Source organism: Hoeflea sp. TYP-13 (assembly GCF_040932035.1).
Taxonomy (GTDB): domain Bacteria; phylum Pseudomonadota; class Alphaproteobacteria; order Rhizobiales; family Rhizobiaceae; genus Hoeflea_A.
Genome location: NZ_JBFRBB010000001.1, coordinates 1234939 through 1247872, shown reverse-complemented (window position 1 = coordinate 1247872; position 12934 = coordinate 1234939). Strand labels below are relative to the sequence as shown.

General features: G+C 59.4%; 10 protein-coding genes. 3 read left to right on the top strand and 7 right to left on the bottom strand.

All coding sequences use genetic code 11. The features are described from left to right. Nucleotides 1-7: 7 nt before the first annotated feature. Nucleotides 8-1021 (bottom strand): HlyD family secretion protein, encoded by a 1014-nt coding sequence (locus ABVT35_RS05845; RefSeq protein WP_368465342.1) that lies wholly within the window; start codon nucleotides 1019-1021, stop codon nucleotides 8-10. A 175-nt stretch (nucleotides 1022-1196) separates the two neighbouring features. Between ABVT35_RS05845 and ABVT35_RS05840 the strand changes: the two genes are divergently transcribed. Then, nucleotides 1197-1322, top strand: a complete 126-nt coding sequence (locus ABVT35_RS05840) for a hypothetical protein (RefSeq protein WP_368465341.1) — start codon at nucleotides 1197-1199, stop codon at nucleotides 1320-1322. Nucleotides 1323-1556: 234 nt separating this feature from the next. Here ABVT35_RS05840 and ppdK read toward each other — a convergent pair whose 3' ends face one another. The 4 genes from ppdK to ABVT35_RS05820 form a co-directional block, all read right to left on the bottom strand. Next, nucleotides 1557-4217: a pyruvate, phosphate dikinase gene (gene ppdK, locus ABVT35_RS05835; protein WP_368465339.1), complete on the bottom strand. Its 2661-nt coding sequence runs from the start codon at nucleotides 4215-4217 to the stop codon at nucleotides 1557-1559. Nucleotides 4218-4378: 161 nt separating this feature from the next. Continuing rightward, nucleotides 4379-7843 carry a chromosome segregation protein SMC gene (gene smc, locus ABVT35_RS05830; RefSeq protein ID WP_368465338.1) on the bottom strand — a complete coding sequence of 1155 codons (3465 nt, stop codon included), beginning with the start codon at nucleotides 7841-7843 and terminating at the stop codon, nucleotides 4379-4381. 96 nt (nucleotides 7844-7939) lie between these two features. Then, entirely contained in the window at nucleotides 7940-8686 is a 747-nt protein-coding gene (locus ABVT35_RS05825) for a DsbA family protein (protein ID WP_368465337.1), read from the bottom strand. A gap of 117 nt (nucleotides 8687-8803) precedes the next feature. After that, nucleotides 8804-9298 (bottom strand): DUF721 domain-containing protein, encoded by a 495-nt coding sequence (locus tag ABVT35_RS05820; RefSeq protein ID WP_368465335.1) that lies wholly within the window; start codon nucleotides 9296-9298, stop codon nucleotides 8804-8806. A gap of 98 nt (nucleotides 9299-9396) precedes the next feature. On the opposite strand from ABVT35_RS05820, the gene mutY reads away from it, so the two are divergent. Further along, nucleotides 9397-10500 (top strand): A/G-specific adenine glycosylase, encoded by a 1104-nt coding sequence (mutY, locus tag ABVT35_RS05815; protein ID WP_368465334.1) that lies wholly within the window; start codon nucleotides 9397-9399, stop codon nucleotides 10498-10500. Then, nucleotides 10497-11114 (top strand): HAD family hydrolase, encoded by a 618-nt coding sequence (locus ABVT35_RS05810; protein WP_368465333.1) that lies wholly within the window; start codon nucleotides 10497-10499, stop codon nucleotides 11112-11114. The genes mutY and ABVT35_RS05810 overlap by 4 nt, the downstream gene beginning before the upstream one ends. Nucleotides 11115-11171: 57 nt before the next feature. On the opposite strand, the gene ABVT35_RS05805 is transcribed toward ABVT35_RS05810, so the two are convergent. Both ABVT35_RS05805 and ABVT35_RS05800 read right to left on the bottom strand, forming a co-directional pair. Beyond that, a complete protein-coding gene (locus ABVT35_RS05805; protein ID WP_368465332.1) occupies nucleotides 11172-11540 on the bottom strand; it encodes an STAS/SEC14 domain-containing protein in 369 nt (122 codons plus the stop codon). A gap of 92 nt (nucleotides 11541-11632) precedes the next feature. Next, nucleotides 11633-12769 (bottom strand): site-specific DNA-methyltransferase, encoded by a 1137-nt coding sequence (locus ABVT35_RS05800; protein ID WP_368465331.1) that lies wholly within the window; start codon nucleotides 12767-12769, stop codon nucleotides 11633-11635. Between the last annotated feature and the right edge of the window lie 165 nt (nucleotides 12770-12934).

Below are 12934 nucleotides of genomic sequence, written 5' to 3'. Positions count from 1 at the left end.
ACTTGCTCTAATTCGTTTCCACGGCCTGCGCGGCGGGGTCCGGCGGCAGGTTCTGCAGGAAATCCGGCCAGTCCGGTTTCGTGTCGATGCCCAGGGGCACATAGGCAACACCGCGGATACCGGTCTTGACCTGGTCGATATATCTGGCCACCAGATCCTGTGGCACACGCACCTTGACACGGAACATCAGTTTCTCCCGCTCGCTCGGTGTCTCCACCTGCTTGGGCGTGAACTGGGATTGAGGCGAGACGAAACTCACCTTTGCCGGTATGGCGACATCGAGGACATCGAGCTTTATGCGCGCCTCGCTGCCGATACTAACCAGATGCGCCTGGGCGGAAGGGAGGAATATCTCCATGTAGATGTCATCGAGATTGACGAGAGTAACAACCTTGCCGCCGGTTCCGAGCACTTCACCCGGCTCAGTCAGGCGATACAGAACCCGGCCGGAGACCGGTGAAGTCAAGGTACAGTCGGCAATCTGCGTCTGGATGCGCGCCCGCTCGGCCTCGGCCGCTTCAACTGAACGTTTGGCGCTGGTCGAGGACGCCTGCGCTGCGTCGAGGGCGGCCCGTGCCGTCTCCATGGACGTCATCCTCTGCTCAAGCCTTTCCTTGGTGTCGAAACCTCTCGAAACCAGTTTGGCGGTGCGTTCGAGGTTCTGCGTGGCCAGTCTCAGTTCGGATTGTCGCTGGACAATAACCGTTTCCGCGGCCGCAACCGCACTTTCGGCCTGCGCGACATCGGCCTCAGCCCTGCGAAGCTGCGCGTCGAGTTCAGCTGTGTCGATTTGTGCAACGACCTGGTCCACCTTGACCATGTCGCCCTCTTCCACGCTGATCTCTTGAACACGGCCGGCGATCTTGGTGGAGATATCAACCTGATCGGCCTCGATGCGTCCATTGCCCGCTGCCAATCCCTCCGGCAGTCGGGAAGCGATCTGCTGTTGCCAGTAGACGAAGCCGCCCACGCCGCCGACCGCCACGACGACAACAGCAACAATCCAACCTTTCAGTTTCATTGATTCACACTCCTGCCCCTTTACTCGGGCACCCGGCCCGGCCGGTGCGTCACATGCACAAAGCGCTGCGCAATCAACGACACTATACGCAAAGCACGAGGACCGGATATGACGTAGATCAACGTGGCAACAGCCGTTGCGAAGACATGGTTACGTCGAGGAAGCAGGCACGTAAGTGGTTGAGGGTCCTGGCATCGAGGAGATCGTGTATCTCGAATTCGCGAACCTGCCGGAGCGTGTTGGTCCGGTTCGTATGGACCCGGAAGCGGATTGTGATGCGCTCCTAAAGATCGGCAGCTAGCAATTTCTTGATATATTCAGAGGGGTTATGCATACGCCCAAAATTTCTTTTTCGGCGAAACGACCGATTCCGGGGGATTGCACCGCGGCACCAATTTATTAACGATCATTGCTTCTCGACCGTTCGCGAGACTTTGCAAGGTCCGCTTCCCCGCTCTTGACCCTCTCCGCATCGCAACAAACCCAATGCAGGTTTCAAGCAATCGCCCCAGCCGCCACAATCTCTGCCTGGCCCTTACTTCTCCAGCGCGGCCTGCGCGGCGGCGAGCCTTGCGATCGGCACGCGGAATGGAGAGCAGGAGACGTAGTCGAGGCCGGTCTTTTCGCAGAAGCGGATGGATTGCGGGTCGCCGCCGTGTTCGCCGCAGATACCGAGCTTGATGTGCGGGCGGGTTGCCCTGCCCTTTTGTGTTGCGATTTCAATCAGTTCTCCGACACCGTCAATGTCAATTGAGACGAACGGATCCTGCTCTATTATGCCCTTTTGCTGGTAAGTGGTTAGAAAACCGGCGGCATCGTCGCGGGAAATCCCGAAAGTGGTCTGCGTCAGATCGTTGGTCCCGAAGGAGAAGAATTCGGCCTCCTCGGCAATCCGGTGCGCGCGGATGGCGGCACGCGGCAGTTCGATCATGGTGCCAACGAGATATTCTATTTTCTGGCCCGCCTCACCCATGACTTCTGCCGCGACGGCATCGATGCGCGCCTTGACGAAGCGCAGCTCTTCCATCAGGCCGACGAGCGGAACCATGATTTCCGGCACGACATGCTCGCCGCTGCTCCTGCCGGCCTCGATCGCCGCCTCGAATATGGCGCGCGCCTGCATTTCGGCGATTTCGGGATAGGATATCGCCAGCCGGCAGCCGCGATGGCCAAGCATCGGGTTGAATTCGTGCAGCGCCTCGGTGCGCTCCCGCATCTGGTCGATGGAGACATCCATGGCGGTTGCGACTTCGGTGATCTCTTCTTCAGATTTCGGCAGGAACTCGTGCAGCGGCGGATCGAGCAGCCGGATGGTGACGGGCGTACCCTTCATGATCTCGAAAAGCTCGGTAAAGTCCGAGCGCTGCATGGGCAGCAGCTTTTCAAGCGCCGAACGGCGGCCCTTCTCGTTGTCGGCGAGAATCATCTCGCGCATGGCGATGATGCGATCGCCTTCGAAGAACATGTGCTCGGTGCGGCAAAGGCCAATGCCTTCCGCGCCGAAGGACCGCGCCGCACGTGCATCGGCCGGGGTTTCGGCATTGGTGCGGATCTTCATGCGGCGCGCAGCGTCTGCCCATTCCATGATCTGGCCGAAGTCACCGGAAAGTTCGGGCTGCAGCATGGCAACGGCACCCTTCAACACCTGGCCCGTCGAGCCGTCCACGGTGATGATGTCACCCTTTTTCAACGGGCCGGCGACGGTCAGCAGGGTTTCGGAGCGCATGTCGACACGAAGGCTTCCGGCGCCCGAAACACAGGGTGTTCCCATGCCACGTGCGACGACCGCCGCATGGCTGGTCATGCCGCCCCTGGTCGTCAATATGCCCTCGGCGGCATGCATGCCGTGAATGTCTTCAGGGCTCGTCTCGACACGAACCAGAATGACCTTGAGCCCGGCTTCAGCCATGGCCACGGCCTCTTCTGAGGTGAAGACGATTTCGCCCGTTGCGGCGCCCGGTGAAGCCGGGAGGCCGGCGCCGATGACGTCGCGCACCGCATGCGGATCGATCGTCGGATGAAGCAGCTGGTCGAGCGAAGCAGGATCGACACGCCGCACGGCCTCTTCTTTGGTGATCACGCCGGCCTCGGCAAGCTCGACGGCGATTTTCAGAGCAGCCTTCGCGGTGCGTTTGCCTGAACGGGTCTGCAGCATCCACAATTTGCCGCGCTCGATGGTGAATTCCAGGTCCTGCATGTCGCGATAGTGGTTTTCGAGACGCTGGCAGATGTTGTTGAACTCGCCGAAAGCATCCGGCATGAGCTTTTCGAGCGACGGGCGGTCGGAGGCTGCCTCAAGGCGTGCTTCCTCGGTGATGTTCTGCGGCGTGCGGATGCCGGCAACGACGTCCTCGCCCTGCGCGTTGACGAGAAATTCGCCATAGAGCTTGTTTTCACCCGTCGAGGGGTTTCGCGTAAAGGCAACGCCGGTGGCGGACGTATCGCCAAGATTGCCGAACACCATGGCCTGCACATTGACCGCGGTGCCCCATTCGGCGGGGATATTGTGCAATTGCCGGTAAGTTACGGCGCGTGCATTCATCCAGCTAGAAAAGACCGCTCCGATGGCGCCCCAGAGCTGCTTGACGGGATCCTGCGGAAACGGCTCGTCGAGTTCCTCTTCGACGGTCTGCTTGTAGCGCGCGATCACCTGTTTCCATTCATCGGCGGAAAGGTCGGTGTCCAGTTCATGGCCGAAACGCGCCTTCTCGTCGTCGAGTATTTCCTCAAACACACCGTGGTCCAGCCCCATGACGACATCCGAATACATCTGGATGAAGCGGCGGTAGCTGTCATAGGCGAAGCGTTCGTCGCCGGCATCGCGCGCCATGGCGAGAACCGAATGGTCGTTGAGGCCGAGATTGAGGACCGTGTCCATCATGCCAGGCATTGAGGCGCGGCCGCCGGAACGCACCGACAAAAGCAGCGGACGCTCCGTGTCGCCAAATGTCCGGCCGGTGAGCTTGCCAATATGTTCAAGGGCGGCGCTGACCTGATCGGCCAGTTCGGCGGGAAATGAGCGGCCATTGTCATAATACCAGCCACAGACTTCCGTGGTGATCGTCATTCCCGGTGGCACCGGCAAATCCAGATTGCTCATTTCAGCAAGGTTGGCGCCTTTGCCGCCGAGCAAATTGCGATCTCCGGCGCTTCCTTCAGCCTGTCCGTCGCCGAATGTGTAAACCCACTTGGTCATTATTCCCTCTCCAATCGGGATGGAGCGTGTCCTGGATGGTGACTCGTTTGCATAGGACGCGCTCCGTCGGGGATCACATAGCCGATCAACGGGCCGGAACGCCATAGGACAATGCGCCGTAAAGCAGATTTTATCGATTGAATATCAAAGGAATTTTGAAATCAGCTCGCGTCGCGCATCTGCTCGGCGGTTTCAAGGTCCACGGATACGAGCTGGGAGACACCTTGCTCCGCCATGGTTACGCCAAACAGCCGGTTCATGCGGGCCATGGTGATCGGATTGTGGGTGATGAGGATGAAGCGCGTCTCGGTTGAAGCGGCCATCTCATCCATCAGATTGCAGAAACGCTCTACATTGTGGTCGTCAAGCGGCGCGTCGACCTCGTCGAGTACGCAAATGGGCGCGGGATTGGTCAGGAACACCGCAAAGATCAGCGCCATTGCCGTCAGGGCCTGCTCACCGCCGGACAAAAGTGTCATCGTCTGCGGCTTCTTGCCCGGAGGGCGGGCGAGAATTTCGAGACCGGCATTGAGCGGATCGTCCGATTCGATCAGCTGAAGTTCGGCGGTGCCGCCGCCGAAGAGATGCGTAAACAAGCGCTGGAACTGTTCATTGACGACGTCAAAGGCCTTTAAGAGGCGTTCCCTGCCCTCCTTGTTGAGATTCTGAATGGCCTGCCGGAGCTTGCCGATGGCCTCGATCACGTCCTCTCGCTCGACGACAATCGTCTCCAGGCGTTCAGCAAGGTCTTTTTGTTCCTCTTCGGCGCGCAGATTGACCGCACCCAGCCTTTCACGTTCGATTTTCAGACGCTCCAGCTTGCGGTCGACCTGATCGGGATCGGGCAACTGATCAGAAGGCTCCAGACCGCTTTGTTTGATGGCTTCATGCGGTGCGCATTTGAGCGTTTCGTGAATGCGGGCCTCCGCCTCGGAACGCCGTTCCTTCGCCGCCGTCAGCCTTTCCTCCGCGCGGCCACGCTGTTCGCGGCATTGCGACAGCACTTCGATGGCCTTTGCCGCTGTCTGATCGGCTTCACGCTGTTTTTCTTCAGCCGAGACCAGAATATCAGCAGCTTCCTTGCGCTGCCCTTCAGCGGTGGTGAGTTCGTTCATCAGCTTGCGCCTCTGATGATCGATTTCATCCGGAGCATCGGCAATTTTTGCAGCTTCCGCCGCTGTTTCCTCAAGACGTTCCTTGAGTGTAGCAATGTGCCCTTCGGCGCTGCTTGCCCGCTTCGTCCAGCTTTCGCGCTCCTGGCCGATTGCCGTCAGGCGTCGCTGCCGGGCATCGTTTTCACGCTGCAGGCCTTCAAAATTCGCCCGCGCCTCGGCAAGTTTGCCGCGATCCGCCGCGACTTCCGCCGTCAGGCGCTCAAGCCGCTGTTCCAGTTCGCCGATCTCGGGCGCTGCGGCAAGAGCTACCTCCGCTTCCTGCTGCTGTGCGACCGTTTCTTCGCGCTGCACGGCCAACTGCTTTTGCGATTCCGTCAGAACCGCACGCCGGTTGGCAAACTGGCCGGCTGCCTTTTCAGCCGCTGCGTGAGCTTCGCGTGCCGCTACAAGGTCACGCTGGGCGGTGCGCAGTTCTTCGCGGGTCGTGCGCTGAAATTCCTCCTTGGCCTTCAGCCGCTCTTCAGCGCCCTTCAGCAGCTCTTCGACCTGACGTAGTTCCTTGGTTGCCTCGACAGCCTCGGCATCAAGCTCGGAAAGCCGGTTTTTCTGTGCCAGCCGCTGCGCCGCCGCAGTCGGGGCATCGGCGCCCGCGGTAAAGCCGTCCCAGCGCCACAGGGCCCCTTCCCGGCTGACGAGGCGCTGTCCGGGCAGCAGGCCGGAGCGCAGTGCATCGCCTTCTTCGTTCGTCGTCACAACGCCGACCTGCGCCAGCCGCCTTGCGAGCGCCCGGGGCGCCGACACATACGCGGCAAGCGCCGTGACGCCGGCCGGCAGTTGCGGATCTCCGCCGGCAGCTTCGACAACGCGCCAGTGCGCGGGTGCCGCCGGATCATCGGGCTGGTCGAGATCGTCACCGAGCGCAGCACCCAGCGCCGCTTCGAAACCGCGATCAACCCTTACCTGCTCAACGACAGGCGGGAACAGGTCGTTTCCTGTTCCGGCATTGAGAATATTGGAAATCGTGCGCGCTTCGGTCTCGATACGGTTGAGATTGGAGCGGGCTTCCTGAACCGGCTGGCGAAGCCCGACCTCGATGCGCCGTTCCGTCTCGATGGATTCCTCGATCTCGGCGAGCTTGGCTTCAAGCGCGGTAACCGTCTCTTCGGCCGCATCGACAACAGCCTTCTTTTCCACCGGGTCCGGCAGGCCCGAGATGCGTTCCGCAATTTGCGCAAGTTCGGCCTCAGCTTCGGAAATCTGGCGGTCCAGGCGGCTCACACGCTCGACAGCATCGCGGATGGTCCGGTCCAGTTGGCTGCGCGCCGCAGAGGCTTCGGCGCGTTCCGCGGTTACCGTTCCAAGCGCGGTTTCGCTCTCCGTCAGCTTTGCCTGCGCCTGTTTGAATTCGTTTTCGGCGTCAACGGAGCGGCTGCCCGCATCGGCCAGGGCTTCGTTGAGTTCCTTTTCCTCTTCGTCCAGCCTGTCGAGAATTCCGGCGTTGTCGACAACCATGCGCTCTTCACGCGAAATATCTTCACGAAGCTGGTTCAGCCGGCGTTCGATCTCGGCCTTTCTGCCGGTAACGCGCTCTGCTTCTTCCTCGATCTGGCCACGGGCGATCTGAAGACGCTGCAGGGCCGCGGCCGCCTTGGCTTCAAGTTCGCGCAGTGCCGGAAGCTTCTGTGCGGAAATGGCCTGATGCTTGGCGGCCTCCATTTGGGCTTGAGCGCGTTCTGCAACTTCGCTCGTCACGGACGACAGGGTCGATTCCGCTTCGCCTTCCGCCGTCTTTGCCTCTTTCCAGCGGATGTGCAAGAGCGTCGCTTCGGCCTGACGGATATCGGCCGACAGCATTTTGAAGCGGTTGGCCTGCCGCGACTGACGCTTCAGGCTCTCGATCTGGCTTTCAAGCTCCGAGGTGACGTCATCAAGCCGTTCAAGATTGGTTTCGGCGGCCCGCAGCCGGAGTTCGGCTTCGTGGCGGCGCGAATGCAGACCGGAAATTCCGGCCGCCTCCTCAAGCAACTGCCTGCGCGCCTGCGGCTTGGCCTGGATCAGTTCACCGATACGGCCCTGCCCGACCATCGAGGGCGACCGGGCGCCGGTAGATGCGTCGGCAAAGAGCAGCTGCACGTCCTTAGCGCGCGCATCCTTGCCGTTGATACGGTAGACCGAGCCGGACTCGCGCTCGATGCGGCGGGAGACCTGTACTTCGTCGCTATCATTGAAAGCCGGCGGCGCCGTGCGGTCATGATTGTCGAGAAAAAGGCCCACCTCCGCGGTGTTGCGGGCGGGCCTGTTGCCGGAGCCGGAAAAGATCACGTCATCCATGCCGGACGCGCGCATGTTCTTGTAGGAATTCTCACCCATCACCCAACGCATGGCTTCAACCAGGTTGGATTTGCCGCAGCCGTTGGGCCCGACGATGCCCGTCAGGCCGTTTTCGATCACAAATTCAGTCGGTTCGACAAATGATTTGAAGCCCAGCAGCCGCAATTTGGTGAACTTCATGGGCGGCCACCCCGCATCATCCCAGCGCGCTGGCTGATCGGCGGACAGATGGCCGAGACAAATCGCGTCCCGACCACAATATGCATATGGTCGGGATCAAAGCAGGCTATCGATGAGTGCCGACATGCTTTCAACCGACATGTTCCCCGGGTACCGCTTTCCGTTGATCAGAAACGTCGGCGTCGAATTAACCCCAAATTCCTCCGCCGCCTTTTTTCTGACCTCATTCACATCGTCCACAAGTTTCTGGTTCGTCAAGCATTCATTGAACGACTCTTGTGTAAAACCGGCAAGTTTCGAGATATTGAACAGTGCCGCAGCCGCATCCTGGGCCCTGGCCCAGTTTGACTGCTGCTGCATCAGCACATCGACCATCGGGAAAAACTTGTCTTCCGGCGCACATCTGGCGAGCATGATTGCCGCCGTCGCACGCGGATCGAACGGGAATTCACGGACGATGAACTGCACTTTGCCGGTGTCCACATAGTCGGTGATGATCTGCTTGAAGGTGCCATTGTGGAAGTTGGCGCAGTGCGGACAGGTCATCGACATGTATTCGACAATCTTGACCGGCGCTTCCGGGTCGCCCAGGAACATTTCCTTCATCGGGCCGGGTTTCAGCACCTCAGCCATATCCACATCGCCCTCGGCGTCGGGCAGGTCTACTGCGGCAGTCGTAACCGGATCGATCTTCACCTCATTCACCGAGGCATCGCCAGCCGCGTCCGATACCTTGGTCGCGTCGCTTCCGCTGTCGCTGCAGGCGGCGACCAGGACGGTCAGCGCAACGCCGGCGGCAAGTTTTGGAAACGCACGAAACACGACATTTGAGGACAGCTGCATTCGAAGGACCTTTCTTGAGCTTCCGACTCTTGATGGCTCACGCCTTGGGTTAGCAGATTGATATCGCCACAATTGTGGCAGGACAACCATTTTGCCGGCCCGATCTTCACAACAACGTTATCTGCGGCCCTGCTGTTTGCCCATGACGCCCTTTCCAAGCTTTGTGAGCGCGTCGCGAAGGTTTTTGCTCTCGATGCCCGATATCATATCCGACAGGTGCTTTTGCCGGTCCGGCGGCAGCTCGCGCAGGCGTTTGCGCGCAGGTGATGCGCCTGATACGGGTTTTTGCACGATCTTGATACGGTCGACCGCCGGAAATCCGAAAACGCTGTTGAGACGCTGGATGAGCTGGTCCTGCGAATGCACCAGAAAAAGAGCCCGCGCGCCTTCACAGGCGATTGTCAAAGCTCCCGGCTCAAACGGGTCGCTCTCACTTGCGCGACGCGGCCATTTGATCTTTTCGGGCCGGGTGCAATCGGCAAAATCCGGGCCGGCGATCTCATCCCACATGCCCAGCAGCATCGTGTTGATTCCCGCTCTCTTTGCCAGGACCGGATCAAGGACGCCGTTGGCGACCTCGCTGATCTGCACTACCCCCTTGCGATCGGCCATATTTGTGAAAACATCCCCTTTTCACGCAGCAGGATATTGCCACGCGTGGCGCGAAGCTTACAACTCGGTGCAAGAAGCCGCAACGTAAACTGGAACCCATGACCGCCGACAACGCCAAAATCAGTGCCGGACTGCTGGACTGGTACGACCGGCACCACCGTGAATTTCCGTGGCGGATCTCGCCTTCGGACCGCAAGCGTGGCGTTAAGCCGACGCCGTATCATGTTTGGCTGTCCGAGATCATGCTGCAGCAAACGACGGTGCAGGCTGTCAGGCCGTATTTTCTCACATTCATCGAACGCTGGCCGGATGTTGTGTCGCTGGCGGACGCGCCCGATGACGACATCATGAAGGCGTGGGCAGGCCTCGGTTACTATTCACGTGCCCGGAACCTGAAGAAGTGTGCGGAACTTGTTGCCTCGCAGCACGGCGGTATGTTTCCGGACAATGAGACCGCTCTGAAGACTTTGCCGGGCATAGGCGACTATACGGCTGCGGCCATCGCGGCGATTGCCTTCAACAGCCACGCCTCGGTGGTCGACGGCAATATCGAACGTGTGATCGCCAGGCTCCTACGGCTGGCAACACCCCTGCCCGCCGTCAAACCCGAAATAAAGGCGCACATGTCGTGTTTGACACCGCATGACCGGCCCGGCGACTTTGCGCAGGCGATGATGGACCTCGGCGCCACCATCTGCACCCCCAAAAGGCCTGCCTGCAGCTTCTGCCCGCTCAACGGCTCTTGTGCCGTCTCCGGTCTCAACGAGGCCGAGTCGCTTCCGCTCAAGCCGCCCAAGAAAACACGGCCCGTGCGGCGCGGCGCGGCTTTTGTGGCCATTGCGTCGGACGGTGCCATCCTTCTTCGCAAACGTCCCGGGGAAGGCTTGCTTGGAGGCATGTCGGAAGTGCCGACCAGCCGCTGGACTGCCCGTCAGGACGGCGCGCTCGGCGTTGGCGCCGCTCCCTTTGCAGGCGACTGGAAGATGGCGGGCACCATCAAACATGTTTTCACCCATTTTGAGCTGCGGCTTGATGTCTATCGCGCAAAATTTGCCAACAAGCCGGCATATGAAGACGGCTGGTGGTCCGGGACGCACACGGTTTCCGGCGAAGCGTTGCCAACTGTCATGAAAAAGGCGATTGCTGCGGCTATCGAACCTTCACAGGAAAATAAAACGTCATCAAAAGGAATGTTGCTTTGACACAAGCGGACATCAAGCACGTCGTCTTTGATATTGGACGTGTGCTGCTCCATTATGATCCCGAAATTCCGTATAACCGCATCATTCCCGATGACAACGAGCGGCAATGGTTTTTTGACAATGTGTGTACGCATGAATGGAATGTGGAGCAGGACCGCGGACGCACCTGGAAGGACGCTGAGGCGGAGGCGATCGCCAGACATCCGTCCCATGAGGAAAATATCCGCGCCTTCCGCTCCAACTGGCACTACATGGTGCCGCATGCCTATGAGGACAGCGTCGAGATCATGCGCGGCCTGATTGGTGTTGGCCATGATGTGACCATGCTCACCAATTTCGCATCCGACACTTTTCGGGAAGTGCAAAAACGCTTCGATTTCCTCAACGAAACGCGCGGGGTAACGGTTTCCGGGGACGTCCGGCTGATCAAGCCGCAAAAGGAAATCTACGACACCCATGTGGCGAGTTTCGTGCTGGAGCCCAAAGCGACGCTTTTTATCGATGACAGCCCCGCCAACGTTGAAGGCGCCAGAAAAGCCGGCTGGAACGCGGTTCTGTTTTCAGGCGCACCGGCTCTTAAGGCCGATCTCGAGAAATTCGGCCTGTCGCTTTGATACGGAGCTGCAGACCCGGCCAACCGACGGATTGAAGATTCTAACGGTGCACGGAAGCTAGTCTTCCCTGATCCAAGCCCAGGCGGCATCCATATCGTCGGTTGTGAAATGCCGCTCGCCAATGCCCAGGTGCTTGGCGATCTTGGCGTCCTGCGCGACCAGCCAGCCCAGAACTTTGCTGTCTGCGACGATTGCCAGCTTGCCAAGGTTTTTCACGTGGGTGGAAATCCACTTGAAGTCGGCCATGGTCGCTTCAAACGTCGCACTGGTGCCTTCCCGCACCACGACGAGGAGTTTGATCTTGTCATGCTCCTTGATTACCGCCTCAGCTTTGGCGATCAGGGCCCGCTCCTGTTCTATGTCGATCCTGCCGGAGATTTCGAGACCAAGAACCGCCCCTTCGGATTGTGGAAGCACAGTGTACATGTCGTGGCCCTTTCGTCTCGAGAGTGATCATTTCCCAATCAAAAGGGATACTCGATTTGTCCGATGACACTACAACACCGGGTCGCCCGCAACTACGCGCCGGCCCGTGCCATTTCGTCGCGAACAATCCTGCGCAATGCGTCGATCGGCTGCAGCTTGTCGGCCTGTTCAAAGTGCCAGAACGTCCAGCCATTGCAGGCGTCGAGCCCCTGAACCTTCGCACCGAGCCGATGGATCGACCCGGAATCATTGCCGCTGGCCAATGTCCCGTCAGCGCGGACGATGGCGCTGTAGCGGCGTTTGGAGCAATGGAGCCTCGTTCCCGGTTTCAGCAGTCCGGAATCGATCAGAACATTGAATGCGACACGCGGCTCGGCCTTCTTTCCCGTCATGACGGTCAGTTCGGCTTTGCCCAGCGGCGTCACGCCGGCAATGCGCTTCTGCGCGGCGTCGATGTAATCCTGCTCGCGCTCGATACCAACGAAATGCCTTCCGAGGCGTTTTGCCACCGCTCCCGTTGTGCCGGAGCCGAAGAACGGGTCGAGCACGACATCACCGGGCTTGGATGATGACATCAATACACGCGCAAGAAGCGCTTCCGGTTTTTGTGTCGGATGGATCTTCTTGCCATCGTCGCCTTTCAGGCGCTCTCCCCCGCTGCAGATCGGGAACAGCCAGTCGGAGCGCATCTGCACGTCCTCATTGGCCGCTTTCATGGCTTCATAGTTGAAAGTGTAGCCCTTTGCATTTTGACCAAGGCTCGCCCAGATCATTGTCTCGTGGGCATTTTGGAACCGGCGGCCGCGGAAATTCGGCATCGGGTTCGTCTTGCGCCAGACGATGTCATTGAGGATCCAGAAATTGAGGTCCTGGAGAACCGTGCCGACGCGGAAGATGTTGTGATAGGAGCCGATGACCCAGATCGTCCCTGACGGTTTCAGAACGCGCCGGCAGGCGAGCAGCCACGCGCGGGTAAAGGCGTCATAGGCCTGGAAGGAATCGAATTGGTCCCATGAATTGTCGACGGCATCCACCTTCGAATGATCCGGACGATGCAGGTCCCCGCCCAGCTGCAGATTGTAAGGCGGGTCGGCAAAAATCACGTCGACCGATTTTTCCGGCAGCGCTTCCAGCGCGGCCACGCAATCACCCTTGATAATGGTGTCGATAATTGAGGATGCGTGCGCCTGTGGTGCACGTTTGAAGTCGGCAAGGGAAAGAACAGACATTTTATACCCGAATACACTTACTCGAAGAACTCGGGCCATGGTGAATCAATATGGTTATCAAATTGACAACATCGGACAGAAAGACATGGCTGAAAGCGTATCGCCATTGTGCTCGACCGACCGTTGGTGTATCAGCGCGGCTTGTCTTCTTCCCAGTATCAGGAC